This window comes from Geofilum rhodophaeum, from assembly GCF_002210225.1.
Lineage (GTDB): Bacteria > Bacteroidota > Bacteroidia > Bacteroidales > Marinilabiliaceae > Geofilum > Geofilum rhodophaeum.
Window position 1 is genome coordinate 13,935 of record NZ_MWUJ01000004.1, and the last position, 24,540, is coordinate 38,474.

At 49.5% G+C, this 24,540-nt stretch carries 25 protein-coding genes; 10 read left to right on the forward strand and 15 right to left on the reverse strand.

The genetic code is table 11. The annotated features are described in order from the left end of the window. Window positions 1-17: 17 nt before the first annotated feature. Both B4W65_RS05245 and guaB read right to left on the reverse strand, forming a co-directional pair. Window positions 18-1,946 carry a peptidylprolyl isomerase gene (locus B4W65_RS05245; protein ID WP_088654079.1) on the reverse strand — a complete coding sequence of 643 codons (1,929 nt, stop codon included), beginning with the start codon at window positions 1,944-1,946 and terminating at the stop codon, window positions 18-20. Between the two features lie 162 nt (window positions 1,947-2,108). Next, entirely contained in the window at window positions 2,109-3,578 is a 1,470-nt protein-coding gene (gene guaB / locus B4W65_RS05250) for an IMP dehydrogenase (RefSeq protein ID WP_088654080.1), read from the reverse strand. 171 nt (window positions 3,579-3,749) lie between these two features. Here guaB and B4W65_RS05255 point away from each other — a divergent pair, with 171 nt between their 5' ends. From B4W65_RS05255 to B4W65_RS05270, 4 genes are all read left to right on the forward strand, one after another. Then, window positions 3,750-4,556, forward strand: coding sequence for a hypothetical protein (locus tag B4W65_RS05255; protein ID WP_088654269.1), 807 nt, complete (start codon window positions 3,750-3,752; stop codon window positions 4,554-4,556). A gap of 104 nt (window positions 4,557-4,660) precedes the next feature. Further along, window positions 4,661-5,071 (forward strand): gliding motility-associated C-terminal domain-containing protein, encoded by a 411-nt coding sequence (locus B4W65_RS05260; protein WP_088654081.1) that lies wholly within the window; start codon window positions 4,661-4,663, stop codon window positions 5,069-5,071. Window positions 5,072-5,089: 18 nt separating this feature from the next. Further along, window positions 5,090-6,031 carry a PorP/SprF family type IX secretion system membrane protein gene (locus B4W65_RS05265; RefSeq protein WP_088654082.1) on the forward strand — a complete coding sequence of 314 codons (942 nt, stop codon included), beginning with the start codon at window positions 5,090-5,092 and terminating at the stop codon, window positions 6,029-6,031. A gap of 1 nt (window position 6,032) precedes the next feature. Further along, window positions 6,033-7,325: a carboxypeptidase-like regulatory domain-containing protein gene (locus tag B4W65_RS05270; RefSeq protein ID WP_088654083.1), complete on the forward strand. Its 1,293-nt coding sequence runs from the start codon at window positions 6,033-6,035 to the stop codon at window positions 7,323-7,325. Between the two features lie 112 nt (window positions 7,326-7,437). Here B4W65_RS05270 and B4W65_RS05275 read toward each other — a convergent pair whose 3' ends face one another. Next, the gene (locus B4W65_RS05275) at window positions 7,438-7,812 is read right to left on the reverse strand and encodes a DUF3127 domain-containing protein (RefSeq protein WP_088654084.1); all 375 of its coding nucleotides are present in this window, start codon (window positions 7,810-7,812) and stop codon (window positions 7,438-7,440) included. A 21-nt stretch (window positions 7,813-7,833) separates the two neighbouring features. Beyond that, window positions 7,834-8,298: a peptidylprolyl isomerase gene (locus B4W65_RS05280; RefSeq protein WP_088654085.1), complete on the reverse strand. Its 465-nt coding sequence runs from the start codon at window positions 8,296-8,298 to the stop codon at window positions 7,834-7,836. A 125-nt stretch (window positions 8,299-8,423) separates the two neighbouring features. Here B4W65_RS05280 and B4W65_RS05285 point away from each other — a divergent pair, with 125 nt between their 5' ends. Next, window positions 8,424-9,008 carry a plasmid pRiA4b ORF-3 family protein gene (locus tag B4W65_RS05285; protein ID WP_088654086.1) on the forward strand — a complete coding sequence of 195 codons (585 nt, stop codon included), beginning with the start codon at window positions 8,424-8,426 and terminating at the stop codon, window positions 9,006-9,008. Window positions 9,009-9,056: 48 nt separating this feature from the next. On the opposite strand, the gene B4W65_RS17650 is transcribed toward B4W65_RS05285, so the two are convergent. The 5 genes from B4W65_RS17650 to B4W65_RS05310 are packed head-to-tail and all read right to left on the reverse strand — an operon-like array spanning window position 9,057 to window position 13,210. Then, complete coding sequence (locus B4W65_RS17650) at window positions 9,057-9,860, reverse strand: FKBP-type peptidyl-prolyl cis-trans isomerase (protein ID WP_317043995.1); 804 nt, start codon at window positions 9,858-9,860, stop codon at window positions 9,057-9,059. Window positions 9,861-9,892: 32 nt separating this feature from the next. Further along, complete coding sequence (locus B4W65_RS05295; protein WP_088654087.1) at window positions 9,893-10,480, reverse strand: FKBP-type peptidyl-prolyl cis-trans isomerase; 588 nt, start codon at window positions 10,478-10,480, stop codon at window positions 9,893-9,895. A gap of 48 nt (window positions 10,481-10,528) precedes the next feature. Beyond that, on the reverse strand, window positions 10,529-11,224 hold the full coding sequence (gene mnmD, locus B4W65_RS05300) for a tRNA (5-methylaminomethyl-2-thiouridine)(34)-methyltransferase MnmD (RefSeq protein ID WP_088654088.1): 696 nt from the start codon (window positions 11,222-11,224) through the stop codon (window positions 10,529-10,531). 1 nt (window position 11,225) lies between these two features. Beyond that, on the reverse strand, window positions 11,226-12,596 hold the full coding sequence (locus tag B4W65_RS05305; protein WP_088654089.1) for an MATE family efflux transporter: 1,371 nt from the start codon (window positions 12,594-12,596) through the stop codon (window positions 11,226-11,228). A gap of 47 nt (window positions 12,597-12,643) precedes the next feature. Beyond that, window positions 12,644-13,210 carry a hypothetical protein gene (locus B4W65_RS05310; RefSeq protein WP_088654090.1) on the reverse strand — a complete coding sequence of 189 codons (567 nt, stop codon included), beginning with the start codon at window positions 13,208-13,210 and terminating at the stop codon, window positions 12,644-12,646. Between the two features lie 175 nt (window positions 13,211-13,385). Here B4W65_RS05310 and B4W65_RS05315 point away from each other — a divergent pair, with 175 nt between their 5' ends. Continuing rightward, complete coding sequence (locus B4W65_RS05315) at window positions 13,386-13,700, forward strand: RNA recognition motif domain-containing protein (protein ID WP_088654091.1); 315 nt, start codon at window positions 13,386-13,388, stop codon at window positions 13,698-13,700. A gap of 56 nt (window positions 13,701-13,756) precedes the next feature. Here the strand turns inward: B4W65_RS05315 and B4W65_RS05320 are convergent, their stop codons facing one another. The 6 genes from B4W65_RS05320 to B4W65_RS05345 form a co-directional block, all read right to left on the reverse strand. Further along, the gene (locus B4W65_RS05320; protein ID WP_088654092.1) at window positions 13,757-14,671 is read right to left on the reverse strand and encodes a cation diffusion facilitator family transporter; all 915 of its coding nucleotides are present in this window, start codon (window positions 14,669-14,671) and stop codon (window positions 13,757-13,759) included. A 133-nt stretch (window positions 14,672-14,804) separates the two neighbouring features. Continuing rightward, complete coding sequence (locus tag B4W65_RS05325) at window positions 14,805-16,043, reverse strand: DUF4861 domain-containing protein (protein WP_240509488.1); 1,239 nt, start codon at window positions 16,041-16,043, stop codon at window positions 14,805-14,807. 23 nt (window positions 16,044-16,066) lie between these two features. Beyond that, entirely contained in the window at window positions 16,067-16,864 is a 798-nt protein-coding gene (locus B4W65_RS05330; RefSeq protein ID WP_088654093.1) for a gluconate 5-dehydrogenase, read from the reverse strand. A 32-nt stretch (window positions 16,865-16,896) separates the two neighbouring features. Further along, the gene (gene kduI / locus B4W65_RS05335) at window positions 16,897-17,733 is read right to left on the reverse strand and encodes a 5-dehydro-4-deoxy-D-glucuronate isomerase (RefSeq protein WP_088654094.1); all 837 of its coding nucleotides are present in this window, start codon (window positions 17,731-17,733) and stop codon (window positions 16,897-16,899) included. Window positions 17,734-17,797: 64 nt separating this feature from the next. Beyond that, window positions 17,798-19,129 (reverse strand): BNR repeat-containing protein, encoded by a 1,332-nt coding sequence (locus B4W65_RS05340; protein ID WP_088654095.1) that lies wholly within the window; start codon window positions 19,127-19,129, stop codon window positions 17,798-17,800. A 16-nt stretch (window positions 19,130-19,145) separates the two neighbouring features. Next, entirely contained in the window at window positions 19,146-20,171 is a 1,026-nt protein-coding gene (locus B4W65_RS05345) for a LacI family DNA-binding transcriptional regulator (protein ID WP_088654096.1), read from the reverse strand. A 281-nt stretch (window positions 20,172-20,452) separates the two neighbouring features. On the opposite strand from B4W65_RS05345, the gene uxaC reads away from it, so the two are divergent. From uxaC to B4W65_RS05365, 4 genes are all read left to right on the forward strand, one after another. After that, window positions 20,453-21,847 carry a glucuronate isomerase gene (uxaC, locus tag B4W65_RS05350; protein ID WP_088654097.1) on the forward strand — a complete coding sequence of 465 codons (1,395 nt, stop codon included), beginning with the start codon at window positions 20,453-20,455 and terminating at the stop codon, window positions 21,845-21,847. 30 nt (window positions 21,848-21,877) lie between these two features. Beyond that, the gene (locus B4W65_RS05355) at window positions 21,878-22,915 is read left to right on the forward strand and encodes a sugar kinase (RefSeq protein ID WP_088654098.1); all 1,038 of its coding nucleotides are present in this window, start codon (window positions 21,878-21,880) and stop codon (window positions 22,913-22,915) included. Between the two features lie 84 nt (window positions 22,916-22,999). Beyond that, window positions 23,000-23,671, forward strand: coding sequence for a bifunctional 4-hydroxy-2-oxoglutarate aldolase/2-dehydro-3-deoxy-phosphogluconate aldolase (locus tag B4W65_RS05360; RefSeq protein ID WP_088654099.1), 672 nt, complete (start codon window positions 23,000-23,002; stop codon window positions 23,669-23,671). 4 nt (window positions 23,672-23,675) lie between these two features. Then, window positions 23,676-24,524 (forward strand): SDR family oxidoreductase, encoded by an 849-nt coding sequence (locus tag B4W65_RS05365; RefSeq protein ID WP_088654100.1) that lies wholly within the window; start codon window positions 23,676-23,678, stop codon window positions 24,522-24,524. Window positions 24,525-24,540: the final 16 nt, after the last annotated feature.

The following is a 24,540-nucleotide window of genomic DNA, read 5'->3' on the forward strand; positions in this document are numbered from 1 at the left end:
GGCTTTGAACCAACAGATTATTTCTTCAACATCGGATAAGAGAATTGAGGTTGATGACGCTCACGCAAGTCCTTAACCCATTTTTCCTCCAGATGCTGCTGATAAGCATTCATTACCTGACCGGCCACCTCCTCATAGGCGGGAACCTCAGCTTTCTCAATACTCCCTTCCCAATACAAAACACTACCCATGTCGCGAAGCCCGCTTTCAACAGGCAGCAGTTCGGCATCCAGAGGAAGCCCGGCATCGTCTACAAAGGCAAACTGCCCGCTTTCGCAATGGTAATCCTTCGGACTACGGGCACTTTCTTTCAATATTTGTACCACTTTTGTTGTACCTGGCTCCTTTCTAAGTTTTTTTTCAACCCGACGCTGCAAAGAACGATTATTTATGGCACAAACCGCCCCGGTCATTTTAGGGGCAGGCGTAAATTCAGCCAGATGTTCGCTGTAATAGGTCCTCAAGGCCAGACTATCACTGGCCCCTTCGTTCCAGATTTCCTGAGAACTGATTTCAAAAATCAACAAACCATCGAAATACTCATTCACCAAATACCGGTAATCCGAATTGTGCTCTGCCAGCTGTTTCTTCTCGGTTTCCAATACCAGCTCGCGCGACAAGTCCTCCAACAGTCCGTCCACCGCAACCTTTCCGGCGCGGGGTGAAAATGCTTCATCCAGTCGCGCCCGCTCCTTAAAAGCAGCCAAAGCAAGCTCCTCCCCCTTGTATCGCACCAACACCTGCTCCTCTGATCCCAGTGCGGCCAAAAACGAAGCTTTATCGGAACGACCCTCAAGGGCCGCATAAATCTGGGCAACAACTGTTTCCTGGGGCCTAAACTCGGCACTCTTAAGGCATTTGTCTATAAAGGCATGCCGCCCCGCATTATTACGGCCATCACGACCCAGCATATTCATTATGTAAGCATACTCTTCCTCCAGGGTACCCACTGGCAACAGCTCCAATCTTTTTATAATGTGCCAACCGAAATCGGTTCTTACCGGTGCCGAAAACGCTGCATCTTCCTCCAAGGCAAAAGCCGCCTCTGCAAATTCAGGAATCATCTCTCCCCAGCCAAAAGCCGGCATCTCACCATCTTGTCCCACACTGTTGCGGTCGTCAGAATGCGCTCGTACCAACTCGTTAAAAGCAGCCCCCTCCTGAAGTCTGCGGTACAAATCGTTAATCTCCGTCTCCAGCTGAGAATCACTGGCTGTGGGTCCGGGCTCAGAAAACATTTTCATAAGGTGGGCCACGCGCACTTTCCCAGGATTAGGGCGACGGTTGTGTACTTTGAGGATATGGTAACCAAAACGGGTACGAAACACCGGGGATATGGAATCAACGGGGGTAGCAAACGCAGCCTCCTCGAAAGGGTAAATCATTCTAAATGCAGTAAAATAACCCAAATACCCTTTATTCTGTTGGGCAGAAGGATCCTCGGAATGACGTGCTGCCAGTTCGTTAAAGTCGCTACCCGAAAGCGCCTGACTGCGAAGCGCGTTGATGCGTTGCCACGCCGCCAGGGTATCTTCAGGGCTTGCATCCTGAGGCACTTGCAGCAAAAGGTGGCTGGCTTCTACCAGCCCCTGCATATTGTTGTGCGCCTGAGCAACTACCTGATCAAGCGCAGCCGAATCCACCAGAAAGGAAGCCTGCAACTCCCGTGCATAGCGCTCAAATTCTCTTTTAAATGAAGGCAGCGTATCTAAGCCCTGCTGCCTGGCCTCCACTACTTTTAATTTGTAATTAATGAATCGCTCTGCAAATTCTTCAGCACTTTCAGAAAACCCGGACAGATGCCTGTTCTTATTGAAAACGTGCCAAAACTCACCCGCTTCAAACGTCTCCTCTCCAATGCGCAAAATCGGTTCTGACTCTCCTGCCTGTGCCAAAAAGCCAAAACAGCTGATAAAAAAAACAAAAGCAAGTCGTTTCATAATCATAATTGGAAGTACTGGTTGAACAAGAATCGGGTCCACTTACCCCATGGACCCAAAAGACTGCGAAAATTAGTTAAAATTTAAGAGTTGTTCCAATAAACTGTCAATAAAAAAGGGAAAACCGACCATCGCAGTTCTCCCTTCTGTAAGTTATTACTCCTATATTTAACGAGAATAGTTGGGCGCTTCACTCGTAATGGTTACATCGTGGGGATGCGACTCGGTCACCCCGGCTGAAGAAACGCGGGTGAAACGGGCATTGTGTAACTTATCAATACTGTTGGCACCACAATACCCCATTCCGGCCCGAAGTCCGCCAATCATCTGATAAATAACTTCATAAAGTGTGCCTTTATAAGGAACTCTTGCAGCAATCCCCTCAGGAACCAATTTCTTAATATCGTCTTCCACATCCTGGAAATATCGGTCTTTTGAGCCCTTCTGCATGGCTTCAATGGAGCCCATTCCGCGGTAGGACTTAAATTTTCGTCCGTTAAAAATGATGGTTTCGCCTGGCGACTCTTCCACACCGGCCAGCAGCGAACCGGCCATTACCGAATGCCCTCCGGCAGCAAGAGCTTTAACTATGTCGCCACTGTAGCGCAATCCTCCGTCGGCAATAATGGGTACGCCAGATCCCTTAAGCGCCTTGCTCACATCGTAAATGGCCGAGAGCTGGGGTACGCCCACTCCGGCAATCACACGGGTAGTACAAATGGAACCGGGACCAATGCCCACTTTTACACCGTCTGCGCCGGCCTTTACCAAATCCAAAGCGGCCTCAGCAGTGGCAATATTCCCTACCACCACTTCAAGGGTAGGGTAGCGACGTTTGGTCTCCTTCAGCGTTTCAATAACGCCCGTAGAGTGCCCATGTGCTGTATCAATAACAATGGCATCCACATTGGCTTTCACCAGCGCATCAATGCGTTCAAAAGTATTAAAGGTTACCCCCACACCGGCAGCTACCCGTAAACGACCTTTCTCATCCTTACAGGCAAAAGGTTTGTCCTTGGCTTTGGTGATATCCTTGTATGTAACCAGGCCTATGAGTTTATTGTCCTTATCCACCACGGGCAACTTCTCAATCTTATGCTGTTGCAAAATGGCTGCGGCCTTTTCGAGGTCCGTAGTCTGGTTGGTGGTAATTAAATTATCACGGGTCATCACTTCATCCACTGAGCGCTTCATATTGACCTCAAAGCGCAGATCCCGATTGGTAACGATACCTACCAGGTACCCTTTACTGTCCACTACCGGAATACCCCCAATTTTATATTCGGCCATAAGATTTAAAGCATCGCCCACAGAACTGCCCTCACGTATGGTTACAGGATTATAAATCATCCCATTCTCTGCACGTTTCACCGTTTCAACCTGACGGGCCTGCTCCTCAACAGTCATGTTTTTGTGAATAACGCCGATGCCGCCTTCGCGGGCAATAGCAATCGCCAGGCGGGCTTCGGTAACCGTATCCATGGCAGCAGACACAATGGGCGTGTTCAGCATAATGTTGCGGGTAAAAGGAGAGGCCAGACTAACATCTCTGGGCAACACTTCCGAGTAGGCCGGAACCAGCAAAACATCATCAAAGGTTAATCCGTCTGATACAATGCGATCTTCAATAAACGACATGGGTGAAGCTTTTTGGAGGTTTGAAATAAATTTGAGCAAAGGTACAAAAAAACCAGGAGTTGCAAGACTACAAGCCGCCCTTAATGCCTTTAATAATGTTAAAAGCAACTAGTGGCAGACAAAAGGGATTTTTTATATATTTGTGCAGCGTAGACTAAAATGTGTGGAAAGATGACGAATACCAGGCTCCTGTATCTCTTAGCGCTTTTATTGTTGATGGGTTGTGGCGCCTCACGTGAGGAGGAGGCCCAAGAGAAGCTTTCTGAAGCTCTTGCCCTAAGAGATGCCGGCAATTTCAACCTGGCCCGAATCAAGCTCGACTCTATACTACTGACCTACAGCGACCTGTCCGAAGAAAGCGCAAAAGCCAGGGATCTGCTGGCCGAAATCAACATCAATGAGCAAGAGCGCAACCTGGCTTTTCTGGACAGCGCTCTGCAGGCCCAGGAGGCCCTGCTGCAGCCCATGCTTAAAAACTTTATCGAATCCGACGAATACGGCAGTGAAACAGTTCTCATTCATCGCAGACAGCGGCCTGAAAACAGTTACAACCGAAGCTTTTTAAGAGCACACCTGAATACAGCGGGCGATTTTTTCATCTCCAGTCGCTACCACGGAACCGAATGGATCAAGCACAATCAAATTCGTGTCTATTACCGCGACCAGTCGGTCAGTTCTTTAGAAGTAGAGGAAGACGGATTCAACAACCGGCGCTTTGAAGATGGCGAGTTTAAATGGGAAATTGTCAATTACAAAGAGGGTAAAGACAATGGCATTGTCGACTTCATTGCCACCAACTACGACCAACCCTTGCGTGTACAATTTCGGGGGAAAAAATACGAGTACATTATTATGGAACGTTTCGACCGCGAAGCCATTCGCGACGCCTATGAAATTTCCTTTCTGTTAAAAGAAATTGCGCATATAAAAGAAGAACAAGCACGGGCCCGGGAAGCCATCAGACAGTTTAAACAATAAACTCACCCCAGCAGCTTTTCGATTCGCGACGAAAAAGCCGGACTTCATCAAAAAACCCCCTTTCCTGTTGTCTTAGGTCGTAACTTTGACCAAAAAGACAGACTATGAAGCACCTTCTATTAAGCATTTTATTGCTGACCTTGATGCTCTTGCCTGTTGGGAACAGCAAGGCCTGTATTCTGTTTACCGAAACAGAAACAGCTCCTTCAGAAGCTTCCCCTGCCGCCTCGCAAGATTCTCTTTCGGCCCTTATTCCAACTACTTTTTCTCCCAACAGGGACGGTGTTAACGATGCCTGGATCATCCCGGGCATCACCGAAGATGCCCAAAACGAAGTATGGATTTACAACCGCTGGGGCATTCTGGTTTTTCATCAGGCCCCTTACGACAACAAATGGACGGGCCGCTCCTCTGAGAGCGGGATGGGTTCAAAAGACCTGCCCGAGGGGACCTACTACTACATTCTGCGTTGGCAAGACCTGCTGCATAAAGGCAGCGTTTATCTGAAGAAATAACCACTCAAGCCCTAAAGCATGATGTCGAATACAACACGATTTTACTATATACTGGGGTTTCTGTCGACGCTCTTTATCCTGCCGGCAAAGGCCCAGCAAGACCCCTTGCTGGGGCACTATATGTACAACACCCTGGCCTTGAATCCTGCCTATGCGGGAACATCTGGTCTCCTGGAAGCCACTTTCAGCTCACGTCATCAATGGCTGGGCTTCGACGATGCCCCCCAGACCCACACGCTTACGGTCCACACCCCCTTCCCCACCAAGTCGTTTGGCCTGGGCGTGTCGGCGGTGCACGACCAGGTGGGACCGGTCAGGCAATCCGGTTTCTGGGTCGATTATGCCTATCATCTGCGTTTGGGTGAAGAGCTCAAACTGGGTATGGGCCTTAAGGCCGGAACCGGGGTGCTGCAAAAAGACTTGACTCGCTACCAACAGGAAGCAGGCTCGGCAGACAAAGCGTACCAGGCTGCGCTCAAGGAGCACTGGACCCCGAATTTTGGCGTCGGACTTTATTTGTGGAGCCCCCGATTTCATGTGGGACTCTCGGTTCCACGACTGCTCGAAAATGAGCTTCAAAACTCGGCCAGTGCCGAACGTTATATGCCGGTCGAAAAGCGGCTATACCTGGTAATGGGAGGCTATGTGTTGCCGCTGAATCAGCAATTGACTTTACTGCCCTCCTTTCTCGTGCGCGGGATGGAAGGAATGCCCGTAGGCTACGAAGCCAATGTGCTGCTGCGCTATGAAGACCGCTTATGGGTGGGGGCACTGTATCGGGCCGAAGAAACGCTGGGGGGACAGCTGCGTGTCCGGATCAGTCCGCAATTGAGTGTAGGCTACATGTACGATCACAGTCTGCACCAAACAGCCTCCTCGTTGGGTGCCTCCCACGAAATTCTTCTGAACTTCAAATTCACCTTTAAAAAAGACCAGGTCTTAAACCCTAGATATTTCTAAAATGCATCCATCTATCTCAAAAAATCGCCGGATCCGCTTCAATCAAAAATGGGGCCACATCCGTCCCTTATTGCTGCTGCTCTTACTGCCGTGCATACAACTGATGGCTCAAACTGATGCATCAAAGCAGAACAGGGAACGCTACACAATATATCCCCTGAGCATTTCCTCGGCCTATTCTGAAATGGGGCCGGCCATAGGGCCCGAAGGTCAGTTGTTGTTCTCGAGCAACAGACCGGTGCGCAGCATCATCCGGCGCTTCAATGCCCGCGACAGACAGGCTTTTTACCAACTCTGGGAAAGTCGGCCCACCGAACTGACCACACTGAGTGCGCCGCAGGCGTTTGCGCCACAGTTGAGCAGTCCCCTAAACAACGGACCGCTGAGTTTTTCGGCCGATGGGCGACAGATGTACCTGACCCGCAACAGCGAAGGGCACAGTGTAGCTGAACTCGACATTGTACTTTTCAGCAGACTGTACGACAAATGGCCACGCGAAGCCAGTTCGCTCCCGCTTAAAATCAGGGGCTACTCCATCATGCATCCGGCCATTGCGCCCGACAATGAACGGCTCTATTTTGCTTCGGATATGCCAGGTGGCTATGGGGGAATGGACTTGTATTACAGCGTAAGACGGGGTGGTTTTTTGTCCCGACCGGTTAATCTGGGCCCGCAAATCAACTCCTCCGGCAACGAGGTGTTTCCCTATGTGGACCCTGAGGGGCGACTCTTTTTTGCTTCAGACGGTCTGCCCGGTGCGGGCGGACTGGATGTTTTTGTCAGCCACATCCTGCAAAACAACTTCAGTCCCCCCTTAAACCTTGGCGCAGGCCTTAATAGTGCGGCCGACGACTTTGGTTTTATTTGGTACCAGAACGAAAAGAGCGGCTACTTTGTATCCAACCGCCCGGGAGGCAAGGGACAGGACGATCTCTATGCCTTTGAAATCCGTCAGGATCTGGGACTTTTTTTGATGGCCGGGAAGGTGCTGAACGCGCAAACCGGGGAACCGATAGGAGAAGTAGACATACAAGTCCTTTTGCCGAATCAAAGCAACTACCAACAAACGATCAGTGCAGAAGACGGCAGTTTCAGTCTTCTGCTTTGGGCCGACGCAAGCTACACCTTTATCTTTAACAAGGAAGGGTTTACGACACTGCGCAAAAGCACCGCTGCAAAGGCTCTTTCACTTCCGGTAGTTCTGCCCCCCTTGGTTACGGAGCAACCAGAGGTTCCCAAAGAAGCGGAGACGCCAAAGGATTCCTTACTGCACCTCAACAACCAATGGTTTTAGCGGACTTCATTTGCCTTGTCTCACGGCCGCAGGCAACATAAAGCGCGCTGTGTAAAAAAAGAGCGTGTTCTGAAATGCTCAGACACGCTCTTATTCGTTGGCTTGCTCTTCATTAAAAAGGCAGGTTGTCGCCGGCATCGGCAGGAGGAATCTCGGTCTCCTCAAATGGAGGAGGCGTTGCAGGTGCGCTGTTGCCACCGGCAGCAGCTTCAATGCGCCAGGCTTCCAGATTGGTGAAATAATTCACGCGTCCGTCCTTTTCCCACTTGCGGCCCTTTAGATTAAAAGAAACTTTAAGCTTATCGCCCAACTGATAAGTATCCAGCAGGGCACACTTATCCTGAATCAACTGAAACTTAACAAAATCATTCCAGTCGGCATTGCGCTCATTAATGACCTCAATAACAAACTCCCGCTTCTGAAAAGAAGCAGAAATCTGCTGAATATCGTCTTTTACTATAAGATTACCTTCAATTTCAAAATTCATGCATTTGGTATTTTTGGGTTACTATTCTGCAGCGTCCGTTACAAGCACTTTTTCGATACGGTCGCCTGCCCGGATTTCGTCAATCACCTCTAAACCTTCGTACACCTTGCCAAAACAAGTGTGTTTGCGATCGAGATGCGCGGTATTGTTTCTGCTGTGACAAATAAAGAACTGGCTGCCCCCGGTATTGCGTCCGGCATGCGCCATACTTAAAACCCCACGGTCGTGGTGCTGGTTGTTGCCATCGAGCTCACAGGGAATCTGGTAACCGGGACCACCGGTCCCTACCTTGGGATTGCCCGGCTCACGAGAATAGGGACAACCACCCTGAATTACAAAATCGGGAATTACCCGATGAAAGGAAAGGCCGTCGTAATAACCCTCTTCGGCCAGTTTTATAAAGTTTGCCACAGTTCCTGGCGCATCTTCATGATAAAAATTAATTTTCATTACTCCCTTGGAAGTATGAATCTCAGCACGCTTCATTCCTTATCTGTTTTAAATTTCTCTTCAATTCGCAGCTAAAATACAACTTCTTTTAAAGCCACGCAAGCCAAAAACAAAGCGGAATATTCCTACCTTTGCTTATCAGCAACCAACACCCAAACACGATGATTAAGGCCCCGGATATATACCAGCTCAAAATTACGCTAAACGACATCACGCCCCCGATTTGGCGGCGTATTCAGGTGCCCGACGACCTGTTTATGCACGATTTACACAAGGTTGTTCAAACGGTAATGGGCTGGGAAAATGCACATTTACACGAATTCCACAAAAGCGGAAGGATCCTGGGCATTACGGAAGAGGATGAAGTGCCTGCTAATTTTTTGGACTACACTTCCATCCGACTGAATGATCTCCTCAAGAAAACCGGTGACCAAATGAGCTACCTCTATGATTTGGGCGACCATTGGACGCACAATCTGGTGCTGGAAAAAATTCTTTTGCCCGACGCACAACGCTATTACCCCTATTGTCTGGAAGGTCGTCGAAATTGTCCCCCAGAGGACTGTGGCGGTCCAGGAGGCTATCAGAATTTATTGAAAGTATATCATATGCCCGGGCATCCCGACCACGATGAGCTGCTCGACTGGTTGGATTTGGAATGGGACCCGGAGGACTTTGACCTGGAACTGACCAACGTTTTGCTTCAGGAAAACGACTTTGGTTGTCTACCTCTTATAACGGAATAAAAAAAGCAGGCCCAAAAGCCTGCTTTTTTTATGTCTTCATCCGGAGTTTTACTCAATACCGAGCAATTCCACCTCAAAGATGAGGGTTTCATTGGGACCAATAGCGTCTCCTGCTCCTTGTGGACCATAGGCCAGGTCCGAAGGCAAATACAAGCGCCACTTGGAGCCTACCGACATCAGCTGCAAGGCCTCGGTCCACCCTTTAATCACCTGACTAACACCAAATACAGCCGGCTCGCCCCGATTCACAGAACTGTCGAAAACAGTACCGTCGATGAGGGTTCCATGGTAATGACAACGAACGCGATCACTGGGTCCGGGTTGTGCTCCATTGCCCTCGGTCAGCACTTCGTACTGCAAACCACTGGGCAAAACAGTCACCTCGGGACGAGTTCCGTTTTCTTCCAAAAAGGCTCGGCCTTTCTCTGCAGCACCTGAACTGTTTTCTGCCGCTTCTTCTTGTTTTACTTTCTGCTGTTTTTCAAACTGGGACTGAAGGAAGGCATTGGCCGAATTGTCGTCAAAAGCCCCTTCCTTACCAGCCAATTGGTTCAGATAAGCAGCCTTAAACACCGCCACATTCAAATCCCCAAACTGATCCTTTCTCCAGGCAACATACTGGGTGTCAATCTCAGCCTGGGCAAAAAGCTTGGCCGCTTCGCTCAAATCAACACCATCAAAGGGCAATTGGTCCATCATGCCGTCCAATTGCTTGGCTTCCATAAATCCCAACGCAGCGCTTACGCTGTCGGTGGCATTGGTCAACTTAACACTGCCCGCACCGGGCAAATTTGAACAAGAAGCCAACAGCGAAAAAACAGCCAAGGCTCCGAAATACAAAACTCTTTTCATAAATTTTTAGTTGTTTGTTTTAGTTACACGGACTATTTAACAATATCCAAAAGTTCCACTTCAAAGATCAGAGTGGCATCGGGACCGATAACCCCTCCGGCTCCCTGAGAACCATAGGCCAAATCAGAAGGAATATACAAACGCCACTTGGCACCCACCTGCATCAGCTGAAGGGCCTCTACCCATCCCTGAATAACGCCGTTTACAGGAAATACGGCCGGCTCACCACGTTGCACCGAACTGTCGAATACAGTCCCATCGGTCAGCATACCATGGTAATGGCACTGAACACGGTCGCTGGCAGCAGGACGCGCACCGGCGCCCTCCTTTATCACCTCGTATTGCAGTCCGCTCTCGAGGGTCACAACGCCCTCCTTTTTGCCGTTCTCCTCGAAAAAAACAGCCGACTCTTTGCGTGAGGCAGCTTGCTTGGCTTCCTGTACTTTCTGAAAATAATCTTGCAAAATTTGATTGGCCTCCTGAACATCCATGGCCGGTATATCTCCCTCAAAAACCACTTTCATTCCCGCTACAAAATCGTCGTAAACCATTTGCTCCATACCTGAAGAATTCAGGTTTTGGGCAATACTCAAACCCAATGCATAACTGATTTTATCCATGCTCTATCGCTTAAAAATTTAAAATTGGCCTAAGTTACAACAAAAAAATCAGCCCACCTTACGTGCACGCAGCATTTGCCTTTTCCCCGGAGGGCCGGCCAAACGTTCCACCTCAAAACCAACTTCCTGCAGACTGCGGCGCACCGAGCCCTTGGCCGAATAGGTCGTTAAGATACCGCCGGGCTTTAAGCAGGCATACAGCACTGCAAAAATTGAAGTTGACCACAACTCCGGCTGTTTGTCGGGCGCAAAGGCATCAAAGTACAACAAATCAAAACGCTGCTCGGTGCTAAAGTCTTCCAAAGCACCCAGTTGCTTGTGCAAAACAAACTCCGCATGCACACCAACATCGGCATTCCATTCCGCATCGTGCATGGCCCTGAACCAGTCCAACACCTCCGGCCCACCCAGCAGCTCGGGATAATTGATTTGCGTACTAAGCGCTTTGGGCACCGGAAATTTTTCGATGGCCCGATAATAAACCCTGGTGCCTTCGGGTTTTTCACAGAGGGTCAGCAAGGCATTGAGTCCGGTACCAAAGCCCACTTCCAAAACAGAAAAATCTCCTTTGGGGGCCAAGGCCTTTAAACCAGCCTCTATAAAAACATGGCGCGACTCCTGAATGGCACCATGAAAAGAGTGATAATGCTCCGCCAGGTCGGCGCGGTACAAAGTACTGCTGCCATCCTCAGACCGACGCAATTCCATGGCGGGGACGTCCTCAAAATTAAATTTTGCTTCCATCTTATATTTTACTGTGAGCTGCTGCTCGAAGGTTTTTTCGCAACACCAGCCAGAACCAAAGGGGCAGTACAGCGCCTTTGAGCAGACTGGTAAAAGAAATGCTTCCCCAAATCCCCAGGAGGCCCCAGGTACTGTAGGCCAACAGTGCCCAGGAAAGGGGGATGCGCAAAGCGGTAAACACAATACCGGTAACCGAAGGGGGAACTGTTTGACCAATGCCGTTAAAAGCCCCGCGGGTAGTTATCTCATAAATCATAAACACCTGCGAAACAGCCAAAATATACAAGTACATTGCCCCCAGTTTCTGCGATTCGGGATCACTAAAGAAAAAAGAAAAGAAACTGCGCCCCCAAAGAAAAAAGGCCAGCGTAACCAGCAATCCCAGCACCGACCCAATGGCCAGGGTGTACAAATAGCCTTTACGTATGCGCTCCCAATTGGCCGCTCCGTAATTCTGTCCGGTAAAACTCCCCAGTGCCGTAGCAAAACCCGTCGAAGTCATCCACGAAATGGCCTCTATTTGTCCCCCCACACTCTGCACCGCTATGGCCACCGCCCCAAAATCGGCCACCAAACGGGCAATAACCATAGCAAAAAAGGCAAAAAGCGCACTTTCGGCAGCCACCGGAGTACCCAACTTAAAAATACGTGCAGATATGGCCGCGTCGAAACGAAAAGCACTCAGGCGCAAGCGCACCATTTCCTGCACCCCCAAAAAACGGTATACAAATACGAGAAAGACAAGCATTTGGGCAAAAAAGGTGGCCCAGGCCGCTCCGACTACACCCAACTCGGGGAAAAACCACCAGCCAAAAATAAGGATCGGATCCAGCACCAGGTTAAGCGCCACGCCCAGGGTCATGTACCAAAAGGGGAGGCGACTGTTGCCCATTCCGTTGTAAATACCTGCAAAAGTTGGGTTGGTAAAGGTGAAGACAAAGCCCAGGGACACAATGCGAAGGTAAGCAGCCCCGTCCTGATTGACCCGCTCCGACGCAATACCGAAGAAATTCATAAGCAGATCGGCGCCAAAAAAGCTCAGCAGAGAATACACAGCACTGATAACCAGTGACCAAAAAAGCGCATGACGGACAAAACGCAGTGCCGTGTCGTTTTGTCGGCTGCCCAGAGATTGAGACACCCCCACTTCGGCACCTACCCGGGTAACCAGCAGCAGCGAGAGTCCAAACCACACATAAAAACCGGCGGCACCAACAGCCGCCACAGCCTCTTCCCCTACCCTTCCCAACCACAGCATATCGGTCAGGTTGTAGGTCATCTGCATAAAAGAGGCCCCAATGGTAGGCAGGGCCAGCCTAAACAAATGACTCAGGATAGGCCCCTGCGTCAAGTCAGTCCCACGATGCTTCATATACCCACAAAAATACTAAAGAAAATCGGAGCACTGCGTCTAAGCCGCTATTTCTTATCGGCAAGGCGATTCACCCTGGGCTGAATCCACCAGAGCCCAATGGGAAAGACCATCAACAAGACAAACTCCATAGAGAAATCCTCAAAATGGGCAGAGCGCTGCAATTCAGCAGTCTTAAGCACCCTGGCAACAAAATACAGACAATAGAATTTACTAACGACAAAGAGTAACTCAAGGGGCACCACAAACAACAGTGCGCCAGTCAGCACATTGGCCATGGAAAACTTACCCATACCCAAAATGGTGGCCCCCCACAACCAAAAAATCAATACCAAAAGAATGATAAAAACCGGAACGGCTACCATCCACCGGAAGGTTTTATTCGAAAAATAGGTCTGAAGGCCCTTTTGACGATACAAGCCTTGCCCGACCGACCAAAGCCAGCCGTACAAAACAACCTGCGACAAAACCACGGCCAGAGGAACGGCAAAAAACAAAGTGGCGCCACTGAAATAATAAGATGGGACCAACAAACCGCCCACCAAAATCAACAAGGGCAAAAACGCAACCAATAAGAACAACTGCCAATTTAAGGCCAACAAAAATCGCTTCATGAACATGGAGTATATATCATCCCGCAAAGCTTATGTAACGAAAAAAGCAGGCTTCGGTTACAATAAGCCAGATAAATATTTTCAAAAAAAGCACGTTAAAAATCGGTCTCTCCATACAAAGTGATTAAAAAAGCCCTATCTTTAACTCACTTATTAATTATTTAAACACCTTAGGATGAACATTTTCGTTGGCAGCTTACCCTTTAGAATGGAAGAAGCTGAATTAAAAGAGCTGTTTGAGGCTTACGGTGAGGTCGCTTCGGCCCGCATCATCACCGACAAATTTTCCGGAAGAAGCCGTGGTTTTGGTTTTGTAGAAATGCCTGACGACGCAGCAGCTCAAAAAGCTATTGAAGAATTGAACAACGCTGAGGTTGACGGACGAACCATCGTAGTTAACCAGTCAGAAGAGCGCAAAGAAGGACGTCGCCCATCCGGTAACAGAAGAGGTGGCGGCGGCTTTGACCGTGGCCCTCGTCGCGAATACTAGAGGATAAGCTGCATCACATATAAAGGGGCCTTCGGGCCCCTTTTGTTTTACCCCGCTTAACAATCCCGCTCCCAGCGACAATCCTCCCCCTCAAACTCAAGCGCAATGGTCGGATGCTGCACGCCAAAACGCCGGGCCACTTCCATGGCCTGCCCGCGAATGGTTTGTTGCTGCTCTTCGCTGGCTCCGGTGCGCACGACCAAATGCACACTCAACACATTGTAAGTCCCGTCGAGCGACCACAAATGCAAATCGTGCAAGTCCCTCACCCCCTCAAGGGCAGTCAATCTGGCTTCCATTTCCGCCCGGTCAATTTCTGCAGGAACGGATTGTAAAAAAACAGAAAGAATTTTACGGATATTGCGTATTACATGAAAGAGAATAAAAAGTGCAATTCCAATCGACATCAGTGGATCGATCCAGTACCACCCGGTATAATGAATAACCAGGCTTCCAATCAGCACCGCCACCCAGCCCAGCACATCTTCCATCAGATGCAGCATTACAGCCCGGTTGTTGAGCGAGGCATTGCCTCCTTGCAGGCGCCAGGCGGCCAAACCATTAAAAATAATGCCCAATACAGCCATCCACAACATCCCAGTGGCCATAACCTCCTGCGGTTCCAGGAGTCGGGGAATGGCCTCCGATAAAATCAAAATGCTTCCGGCAAACAGAATAACACTGGTCAGCAAGGCCCCCAGCGTGGAGAAGCGACGGTAGCCATAGGTATAATTACGGTCGCGCTTTCGTTCGGCCACCTTCTCCAGCCATAGGGCGCTGCCTATGGCGATGGTATCGCCCAGGTCGTGCACCGCATCCGACATAATGGCCATAGAGTTGGTGAGGGCTCCGCCTACAAACTCGATAACAGTAAAGAAAAAATTCAGAAAAAAAGCTACTTTCAGTCGCTTACGTACCGACAAGGCCGATCCGCTTTTGATTTGGTGCGTATGATGATGGTGCATGCTCATAAGGTCTAATAATTATTGACAAATAAAAGCAAAAGGGGCCTATAAAGCAACTACCGGGAAGGCAAAAAACCGCAGATGGACAGCCCCACGGGGGGCTGTCCATCTGCGGTTCCAACCACTTTAAACAAAAAAACTAATTCAGGGCACCTTGCCACTTATCGCTGTCGAGCTTTTGGGCCGACTGCTTCAATACTTCCTGAAAATAATGCGTATTACTGAAACCATTGTCCTGGTACTCCCAGGCAGCAGCAAAGGCATACTCCACCGAAAGGCCCTCTAAGAGCTGAAGTGCAGTCAAATGCGTTTCAATAATGCCCTCACCACTTTTGGGGGCGGCTTTATATTGAACAAAGTGCTGATCAGGAATTATGACTCCCAAGCCCAACACCTCATCCTTATACCCCTGATTGCCATGTGTTCCAAAAATGCGAAAACCTTCAGCATCCACTTCAAATACAGGAAGCTCGTGCATATCAACAATACCGGTATAAAGAAATTCGTCGCCCTGTAAACCTTCTACCCATACCTGGCTGCGGTAAAAATAGTCGCCGGCATAAATGGAGATCCGATGTTTTACATCGTACAAACGATCCCCTGCAGGAACTCCCTCAAAAGTCAGATCGAACACCGCACGAACGGGACCCTCACTAATCAAGTGGTATCCGCCCTTTTCTGCAGGTCCAACCCGGTGCAGCTCATCACCAAAGCCTATAGCCAGAGCACCTGCACCCAGGGAAGCGCCTACCTTAAGCACATCCATCCCCCAATCGTCAAGGGAGTGGTAGTCCTGCCCTTCAATGCCGGCCTTATCCAATACCAGTTCGCTGGTACGCTTACCAAAAACATCCATGCCATTGCGGGCATCATAGTAATTGCGGAAACCCACCACATCGTTTTCCCATGCGGGGCCTTCCATCTGAAAAACAGCTGAAATGGTGGGACTGTCGACCGAATGCAAGCGATCGGCCTCCTTAACTTCCTCATAAGGCGCATCACGACGAGCAAAACGCACATTGGTGCGCTGGGGAAAGTCGAGCTCTGCTGCTTCAACCACCTCAAAAGAAAACTTCAACGTCTCCTCCTGAGCAAAATCGGCCTGAAACACCAATTCGTCCCATTTCTGGTCTCCATTGAGATCGTCAAGCTGAACGGGCAATACCTGTCCCTTGTCACTGGTCACTTTAACCGCCATTTCGGCAGACACTTCGGATTGAACCAGGCGCTCTACCTGGGCCCGATCCAAAACAAAAGCCTTTCCCTTAACAGGCTGAGAATAGGGATTGGTCACTTCAAAAACCGGTCCCGAAGCCGGCGAGCAAGCCGCCAGCAACAGGATCGATACCATACTAAAAACCAAAGTTATCCTTCGCATAAGCATAGCTTTAGGGGTTAATACTAAAGATCGTTTTCACCTTTCACATAGCCAAAATTGGCCAGAATACCACCATCTACATAAAGCACGTGACCATTAACGAAATCACTGGCTTTTGAGGCCAAAAACAAAGCCGCATTACCTACATCTTCCGGTTCACCCCAGCGCCCGGCAGGGGTACGGGTCATAACCAAATCGTTAAAGGGGTGGCCGTTTTCGCGAATGGGGGCCGTTTGCGATGTGGCAATGTAACCGGGACCAATACCATTAATCTGCAGGTTGTACTTGGCCCATTCGCAAGTCATGTTGGCCGTAAGCAACTTCAGTCCACCCTTGGCAGCAGCATAGGCCGAAACAGAGTTGCGTCCGTAAACACTCATCATCGAACACATATTGATGATTTTTCCGGAACGCTGCGCAATCATTTTAGGCGCCACACGCTTGGCCACAATCAGGGGAGCAACCAGATCCACATCAATAACCTGACGAAAATCATCCATGGGCATATCTAAAATAGGAATGCGCTTAATGATACCGGCGTTGTTAACCAGAATATCCACAGTCCCTACTTCTTTTTCAATTTGACTGATGCCACGATCCACATCCGCTTCGTTGGTGACATTGAACACCAGGGTATAAACATCAATGCCGTCTTTAGCGTACTCCGCCTTACAGGCATCCAAACGATCCTGAGCCAAATCATTGACACAAATTTTAGCACCGGCCTTACCCAGAACCTTACCAATGGCCATACCAATTCCGTGTGTTCCACCGGTAATCAAAGCCACTTTTCCTTTCAAATCAAACAATTCTGTAATCATTGCTGTATGTTATTTAGTTAATATATAATTACTTAACGAAGCTCTCCGGGTTGACGAACATCCATATCACCATAATCGAGGTTTTCACCAGCCATTCCCCAGATAAAGGTGTAGTTGGAAGTTCCGGCACCACTGTGAATACTCCAGGTGGGAGAAATCACGGCCTGCTCATTCTTCATCCAGATGTGACGGGTTTCTTCAGGCTGCCCCATAAAGTGGCACACCACCTGGTCCTCAGGCACCTCAAAGTAAAAATAAGCTTCCATTCGACGATTGTGCGTATGTGCGGGCATGGTATTCCACACACTTCCGGGCTTCAATTCAGTCATACCCATTTGCAACTGACAAGTCTCTACCACAGAATTCACCATCAACTTATTAATCTGACGGTGATTGGCGGTTTCAAGACTGCCCAGCACCACCACTTCGGCATCCTTCAAAGTGACTTTTTTATTCGGAAATTTATGATGCGCAGGAGCAGAGTTGATGTACAAGCGTGCAGGTTTAGATGGGTCTACAGAGCTCATTACGACCTCCTTATTACCTTTACCCAGGTACAAAGCCTCTTTAAAACCCAGCTCATAGCTTTCTCCATCGGCAGTAATCTTTGCGGGTCCCCCCACGTTGATGAAACCGATTTCCCTGCGATCAAGATAATGGTCGGCCTTCAACTCCTCAAAAGTTTCGAGCTTCAATGCTTCCTTGGTAGGCACGGCTCCGCCAACAATCAAACGATCGTAAAGCGAATAAACCATTTTCACTTCCCCTGCCTGAAACAGGTCTTCAATCAGAAACTCTTTTCTGAGTCGCTGAGTATCGTAATTTTTAACATCGGCCGGATGGGCCGCATACCTTAATTCCCAATTCATAACTAACTATTTTATAGGATTAAACTTTAAAACAAATTTCCTTTTGATTGCAAGCTGCTTTTAACTACTCAAAATAACGCTTCAAGGCTCTTTTGTCAAGGTCAAAGACCCGAACCGGCTGAGGCGCCAGTTCAACTTCACGTTCACCGCCCTCGCCCTGCCCCACACGCTGTATAAAAAGACTCAGGATCCCTTTTTTACGCCAAAGTTCGGTGTCGTACGAAGGTTCCCACTGGTCCACCACCAGATCCTCCGCTACCCTTGTCGTCCACTGCATACCCGTTCCCGTCTCGGCGCTGGCTAAAACCACCGCATTGCCTACCTCCTCATCACGATAAATCAAATAAAAGCGGGTAGATCCCCCCAAATCTTCGGACAGAAGCTGGGGACGGCTGACAGGAATGCGCCGGGTGCCGCCACCACCAAGGTAAAAAGGGGTGCTGCGCTTCGAGGCACGACTGAGTTGCCAACCCTCCGCTGTTCGATAAACCACATTAAACTGCGGCACCGAGTCTCCACGCGCAGTCCAATACGAAGCTATGGCCGGATTACCCGAGGCGTCGGTCGTCATAGCTGTTTGATTAATGAGACTGCTCTTTTGTGGAATTTCAACAATTACAGTGGGCTGATCATAAGTAATTGGCAGACTGAGGGGCGCGCCATCGGAATTACGCCACGTATAGCCGCCATCGGGCGAATAAGCATAACACAGATTGTGGTTGGTTTCAACATCCCAGGTGGTACGCCATACCCACGACAAATGAACACCTCCTTCGTTGTCCACCGCCATTTGCCAATAAGCATTTCGTTGACCTTCCCCACTCACCAGATTATCGTGTACCCTTACCCAACTGCCTTCGTTTTGTCGGTAACGATTCAGCACAACATTTCCGGCACCCGAAGCACCGTAGCGATAAACAAACAAAATATCGCCATCGGGCAAGGTGTAAAATTCGGGATAAGTAACCCCGTCGTCTTCCAGATGATTGACCATTTTCATTTTGGGCCCAAGCTTCAGACTTTGAGGTGCAAGGGAACGGGCATAATTCAGGGGATGTCCGTGGTGGTCCCACGAGACATGCAAATAACCCTCCCCATCCACCATCAGACTGATGATATTGTGGGCATCCCTGACATTACCGGTGTAAGGCGTTGCTTCGACCTGCCAGTTGCTGCTGCCGTGTTTCCGCTTTCCGAGCATCATGACACCGGTGCTGTCGTAATAGGCTACGTATTGAAAATCCTCATCAGACACCAGGGAATTTTTCCGAAAAATGGTCGCATTTACTGAAGTCCTGGCCCATCCCGCTCCAACTTGAGTGACTACGGGACGGGAATTGCAACTCATCACCAAAAGCAATAAGGCAAGCATCCCCAAAACAAACAAGTTCTTCATTATACATCCTTTAAAATCAATATGCTGTTGTTTCACCACGCATAGAAGAATCTCTGACCAGTAAACGAACCGGCACCACTTCTTCCCAATCGGCTTCCATGGGGGCTTTCCCATTTATGGCACGAATAAGCGCCTTGGCGGTAAGATGCCCCATATCGTGTGCATTCTGTTCAACCGTTGAGAGTCGTGGCGTAATAAAGTCGGAAAAAGGCTCGTTGGCAAAGCCAACAATCCCCATTGCAGAAGGAACACTCAGGCCCTTATCATGCAAGGCCTGCATAGCTCCAATAGCCGCAAAATCGCCGGCGCAAAACACCGCATCAAACCGGGTTTGCTGCAAGAGGCTAAGGGTACTCTCATAACCGGTTTCCCGGGTAATGGAATTTTCCATAACGCCGATATCGATTGGCAGTCCGGCCTCTTCCAGGGCATATTTATAGCCCCGATACCGTTCCTGATATACATTTATATTAAGCGAACCTGTTAAATGAGCAATTCGCTTATAACCACTCTTGATCAAGTGCTTAACGGCCAGATAAGCCCCTGAAAAATTATCATTAGTAATTCTGGGTCCGGCAACTGCCGTGTGCACACGGTCAAACTGAACAACAGGCACCTTCTCCCGGGCGGCGGACTCAAAAACACTAAAATCAATGGTTTCCAAGGCATGCGATAAGATGATGCCGGCCACCCTGTTCTTCAACAAGACCTGAACAGCCAACTTCTCCAACTCGGCCTTTTCGTGACTCTGACAAATGAGCAGATTAAACCCGGCCGGATTCAACACCTCTTCTACGGCACTGATTACATGACTAAAAAAGTGCCGGTTGATCCTTGGCACCACCATGCCTACCGTATCGCTTTTGCCGCGTCGCAGGGCGGCTGCCACCACATTGGGCTGATAACCCATTTCCAAAGCCTTTTCACGCACCTTGTCTCTGGTCAGCTCGCTCACACGGGGATTCCCTGCCAAGGCACGGGAAACCGTAGAGGGGGTGACCCCCAGCGCAGCTGCGATATCTATTATAGTAGTACGTTTCATTGACCAGACTTCAGATAATAGAGCAAAAATACAAACGTTTGCACAAAAAACACAATTTACGGCTGCTTTTTTTCTATTGCTCAACGAGTCTCCCAAAACAACAGGCCAAAGCGCAGTCCCTTAAGCGACTTAAAACCCAAGACCACAAAACCCTCACAACAAACACCTTACCAAATCACAACACCTTTTCAAACAAAAAACCCACAGCGATACCGCCCTTTTTATTTGGAAAAAATTAGAAGCTGCCGTATATTCGTGTTCGTTAACGACAATAAACAATTATGGGAAAATTTATTCATGCCGACTTTGTATTGGAAGGCAAAACAGCACAAAAGCTTTATCACGATTATGCAGAGCAACTGCCCATCGTAGATTTTCACTGCCACCTGTCGCCCCAACTCATTGCCGAAAACCATCGCTTTGAGAGTCTGGGACAGATTTGGTTGGAGGGAGACCATTACAAGTGGCGCGCTATGCGCACCAATGGCGTAGATGAGGAATACTGCACCGGAAGCAAAACCTTTCTTGAAAAATTTCACAAGTGGGCCGAAACTGTTCCCTCTACCATAGGCAACCCCCTGCACCACTGGACGCATTTGGAGCTGGCCCGTCATTTCAATATTTATGACGTACTGGGGCCGGACAATGCCCAGCGCATACACGACCAGGCCACTGAAATGTTGCAGCAGGACGACTTAAGGACCCAAAATCTGCTGAAGAAAATGAATGTGGCCGTGGTGGGTACAACGGATGACCCGGCCGACAATCTGGAACACCACGCTGCCCTTAAGGATTTCAGCGTTAAGGTGCGTCCCACTTTCCGTCCCGATAACGTACTGAAAACCGAGGACCTCGAATTCTTCAACAACTATATTCAGAAACTGGCTTCGGCAGCAGGCCTCAGCATCAACAGTCTCGACGACCTGATTGCTGCACTGGATAAGCGGCATGACTTCTTCGACAAAATGGGTTGCCGTGCTTCGGATCATGGTCTGGACCGTTTGTATTACAGGGAGAACTTCCGTGAAGGCAGCGACAAAACCTTTAAAAAGCTCCTCAACGGCGAAAGCATTTCGGCCGAAGAAACCGAAGGCTACCGTACATATGTCATGTACGAGCTTTGTAAAATGAACCACAAGCGGGGCTGGGTACAGCAATTTCACCTGGGCGCGATGCGCAACAACAATACCCGGATGTTTAAAAAGCTGGGACCCGATGTTGGTTTTGACTCTATTGGTAATCCACAGGACGCTACCAAGATTTCGCGTTTCATGGATTTACTCGACAGTGAGGACAAGCTCACAAAGACCATTCTATATAACCTGAACCCCTCAGACAATGAAATGTTTGTGACCATGCTGGGCAACTTTCAGGACGGCAAAACTCCCGGAAAGATTCAATACGGTGCCGGCTGGTGGTTTCTCGATCAAAAAGTAGGTATGGAAAAGCACCTGCGCGACTTGTCGGTACTGGGACTCCTGGCGCGTTTTGTGGGTATGGTGACCGACTCCCGCAGCTTCCTTTCTTATCCCCGTCACGAATATTTCCGTCGCATTTTGTGCAATCACCTGGGCAACGAGGTGGACAAAGGCATGATTCCCAACGATCAGGAGTTGCTCAAGACTGTTGTGGAAGACATTTGCTGCCACAACCCCATGCGTTATTTCGGTTTTTAATCAATCATACTCAAACAAACTATCGAACAAATGACACCAAGAGTTGTATCTTTCGGAGAGATTATGCTGAGACTCTCCACGCCTGGTTATCAGCGCTTTGCTCAGGCCACTTCTTTCGATGCCTGTTACGGTGGCGGCGAGGCCAACGTAGCGGTTTCCCTGGCCAATTACGGACTGGATTCTTCCTTTGTAACGGCTTTGCCTAAAAACGACATCGGACGCGCCTGTTATATGGAATTGAACAAATACGGCGTGGACACCAGCGACATTGCCTTCGGCGGCGAACGCCTGGGCATCTATTTTTTGGAGACGGGTGCTGTAGCACGTGCCAGCAAGGTGGTGTACGACCGGGCCCATTCTTCGTTTGCCGAAGTTAAGCCTGGCCAGTTCGATTGGGAAAAGATTTTTGAAGGCGCATCGTGGTTCCACTGGACCGGCATTACCCCAGCCGTTTCGCAGGGTGCAGCCGACGTACTGAAGGAAGCCATTGCTGTAGCCAACAAAAAGGGCATTACGGTATCTACCGACCTCAACTACCGCAAAAACTTGTGGAAGTACGGAAAGAGCGCCAGTGAAGTAATGCCCGACCTGGTGGCAGGTTGCGACGTAGTACTGGGCAACGAGGAAGATGCGGAGATGGTTCTGGGCATTAAGCCCGAGGGCGTAGATGTGACCGGTGGTCATGTAGAGGCCGAAGCTTACCGCAGTGTTTCTCAGCAAATCATGGCCCGCTTTCCCCGTGTGAAAAAAGTAATTACCACCCTGCGCGGTTCGGTAAGTGCCAACCACAACTCCTGGTCGGGCGTGCTGTACGACGGTAAAAACCTGTACACTGCACCCACCTATCAGATTACCCACATTGTGGACCGTGTAGGCGGCGGCGACTCCTTTATGGGTGGCCTTATTTATGGCTTGCTGACTTACACCGGCGACGACGAAAAAGCCCTGCGCTTTGCTACTGCCGCCTCTTGTCTCAAGCACACCATCAACGGCGACTTTAACCAGGTTACTGTTGAGGAAGTTGAGAAACTGATGGGCGGAGATGCCTCCGGCCGTGTTTCCCGCTAAGGTATAATCCAAAGGCAGCCTGCCGGGGTCGGCAGGTCTGCTTTTTTATTGCATCAAAAACCTATTCTTAAGAAAATAAAAAAAATGGCAAAATACAGTCGCAGTGAAGTGGTCACAGCTATGAAAGCTACCGGAGTAGTACCCGTTTTCTTTCATGCCGACCTCGAAACCAGTAAGAATGTCCTGAAGGCCTGCTACGACGGCGGCATTCGGGTTTTTGAATTTGTAAACCGGGGCGATTTTGCCCATGAGATTTTTGGGGAACTCAACAAGTACGCGCTCAAGGAATTACCGGGTATGATTTTGGGTGCCGGCTCCATTGTGGAAGCGGCCACTACTGCCCTTTACATTCAGCTGGGTGCCAACTTTATTGTTTCTCCCTTGTTGAACGAAGATATGGCCAAAACATGCAATCGCAGAGGCGTAGCCTGGTCGCCCGGTTGCGGCACCATTTCTGAAATCAACAAGGCCCAGGAACTGGGTGCTGAGGTGGTGAAACTATTCCCTGCCTCAGAAATCGGCGGCCCCTCCTTTGTGAAGGCCGTTAAGGGACCCATGCCCTGGACCAACATCATGCCTACCGGCGGGGTAGATACCTCTGAAGCCAACCTTAAAGGCTGGTTCAGTGCCGGAGTGACTTGTGTGGGTATGGGCTCCAACCTTTTCCCCAAGGAGCTTCTTGAAAAAGGAGATTTTGCCGGACTTACTGCCAAAGTGAAAGAACTGATGGCAACCATTAATAAAGTAAAAAATTAGCATTATGACAGCCGCAATCAAAGAATTGAATCTTAAAGGCAAGGTCGCTGTGGTAACCGGTGGTGGTGGCGTAATTTGCTCCACCATGGCCCGCGCCCTGGCCGCACATGGCGTTAAAACCGCCATTCTCGACCTGAATCTGGAAGCAGCCCAAAAAGTAGCTGCTGAAATCAAAGCCGAATCGGGTGTGGAATCCCTTGGTTTTTCGGCCAACGTGCTCGACCGGGCTTCTCTGGAAGCCGCCAAAAAGGACATCAACCAAAAACTGGGAAAAATCGACTACCTGGTAAATGGTGCCGGAGGCAACGCAGCAACCGCCACCTCCAAGGTGGAGAAAATGAAGGACGGCGACGCTTTGGAAGACACCTTCTTTGGCTTGCAGCTGGAAGGTTTCGACAAGACCTTCGACCTCAACTTTAAGGGCACCCTGCTGCCCACCCTGGTGTTTGCTACGGACATGGTGGAAAACAAATTCGGAGGCATCGTCAACATTTCGTCGATGAACTCTTACCGTCCCCTCACCCGCATTCCGGCCTACTCGGCCTCTAAAGCAGCCATCAACAACTTTACCCAATGGCTGGCCGTGCACTTTGCCAACACCGGCATTCGTGTCAACGCCATTGCTCCCGGCTTTTTGCTCACCAACCAGAACCGCTTTTTGTTGGTAGATGAAAAAACAGGAGAAGCCACGCCTCGCGGACAAAAAATTATGAACGGCACGCCTATGGAGCGTTACGGAACACCAGAGGAACTCTCGGGAACACTGCTGTATTTGTTGTCGGACTGGGCCGAATTCATTACCGGGGTAGTAATTCCGGTTGACGGCGGCTTCAGTGCTTACAGCGGCGTTTAATGCTGCAAAACCTGGT

What these genes read in the sequence shown, in the direction of transcription:
- B4W65_RS05305 (WP_088654089.1), bottom strand. Translation starts at nt 12,596, where the DNA reads ATGAAGCATCGTGGGACTGACTTGACGCAGGGGCCTATCCTGAGTCAT.
- B4W65_RS05255 (WP_088654269.1), top strand. Translation starts at nt 3,750, where the DNA reads ATGACGAATACCAGGCTCCTGTATCTCTTAGCGCTTTTATTGTTGATG.
- B4W65_RS05285 (WP_088654086.1), top strand. Translation starts at nt 8,424, where the DNA reads ATGATTAAGGCCCCGGATATATACCAGCTCAAAATTACGCTAAACGAC.
- B4W65_RS05245 (WP_088654079.1), bottom strand. Translation starts at nt 1,946, where the DNA reads ATGATTATGAAACGACTTGCTTTTGTTTTTTTTATCAGCTGTTTTGGC.
- B4W65_RS05340 (WP_088654095.1), bottom strand. Translation starts at nt 19,129, where the DNA reads ATGAAGAACTTGTTTGTTTTGGGGATGCTTGCCTTATTGCTTTTGGTG.
- B4W65_RS17650 (WP_317043995.1), bottom strand. Translation starts at nt 9,860, where the DNA reads ATGAAAAGAGTTTTGTATTTCGGAGCCTTGGCTGTTTTTTCGCTGTTG.
- B4W65_RS05325 (WP_240509488.1), bottom strand. Translation starts at nt 16,043, where the DNA reads ATGCGAAGGATAACTTTGGTTTTTAGTATGGTATCGATCCTGTTGCTG.
- guaB (WP_088654080.1), bottom strand. Translation starts at nt 3,578, where the DNA reads ATGTCGTTTATTGAAGATCGCATTGTATCAGACGGATTAACCTTTGAT.
- B4W65_RS05270 (WP_088654083.1), top strand. Translation starts at nt 6,033, where the DNA reads ATGCATCCATCTATCTCAAAAAATCGCCGGATCCGCTTCAATCAAAAA.
- B4W65_RS05310 (WP_088654090.1), bottom strand. Translation starts at nt 13,210, where the DNA reads ATGAAGCGATTTTTGTTGGCCTTAAATTGGCAGTTGTTCTTATTGGTT.
- B4W65_RS05315 (WP_088654091.1), top strand. Translation starts at nt 13,386, where the DNA reads ATGAACATTTTCGTTGGCAGCTTACCCTTTAGAATGGAAGAAGCTGAA.
- B4W65_RS05365 (WP_088654100.1), top strand. Translation starts at nt 23,676, where the DNA reads ATGACAGCCGCAATCAAAGAATTGAATCTTAAAGGCAAGGTCGCTGTG.
- kduI (WP_088654094.1), bottom strand. Translation starts at nt 17,733, where the DNA reads ATGAATTGGGAATTAAGGTATGCGGCCCATCCGGCCGATGTTAAAAAT.
- B4W65_RS05360 (WP_088654099.1), top strand. Translation starts at nt 23,000, where the DNA reads ATGGCAAAATACAGTCGCAGTGAAGTGGTCACAGCTATGAAAGCTACC.
- uxaC (WP_088654097.1), top strand. Translation starts at nt 20,453, where the DNA reads ATGGGAAAATTTATTCATGCCGACTTTGTATTGGAAGGCAAAACAGCA.
- B4W65_RS05260 (WP_088654081.1), top strand. Translation starts at nt 4,661, where the DNA reads ATGAAGCACCTTCTATTAAGCATTTTATTGCTGACCTTGATGCTCTTG.
- B4W65_RS05295 (WP_088654087.1), bottom strand. Translation starts at nt 10,480, where the DNA reads ATGGATAAAATCAGTTATGCATTGGGTTTGAGTATTGCCCAAAACCTG.
- B4W65_RS05275 (WP_088654084.1), bottom strand. Translation starts at nt 7,812, where the DNA reads ATGAATTTTGAAATTGAAGGTAATCTTATAGTAAAAGACGATATTCAG.
- B4W65_RS05265 (WP_088654082.1), top strand. Translation starts at nt 5,090, where the DNA reads ATGATGTCGAATACAACACGATTTTACTATATACTGGGGTTTCTGTCG.
- B4W65_RS05355 (WP_088654098.1), top strand. Translation starts at nt 21,878, where the DNA reads ATGACACCAAGAGTTGTATCTTTCGGAGAGATTATGCTGAGACTCTCC.
- B4W65_RS05345 (WP_088654096.1), bottom strand. Translation starts at nt 20,171, where the DNA reads ATGAAACGTACTACTATAATAGATATCGCAGCTGCGCTGGGGGTCACC.
- B4W65_RS05320 (WP_088654092.1), bottom strand. Translation starts at nt 14,671, where the DNA reads ATGAGCATGCACCATCATCATACGCACCAAATCAAAAGCGGATCGGCC.
- B4W65_RS05280 (WP_088654085.1), bottom strand. Translation starts at nt 8,298, where the DNA reads ATGAAGCGTGCTGAGATTCATACTTCCAAGGGAGTAATGAAAATTAAT.
- B4W65_RS05330 (WP_088654093.1), bottom strand. Translation starts at nt 16,864, where the DNA reads ATGATTACAGAATTGTTTGATTTGAAAGGAAAAGTGGCTTTGATTACC.
- mnmD (WP_088654088.1), bottom strand. Translation starts at nt 11,224, where the DNA reads ATGGAAGCAAAATTTAATTTTGAGGACGTCCCCGCCATGGAATTGCGT.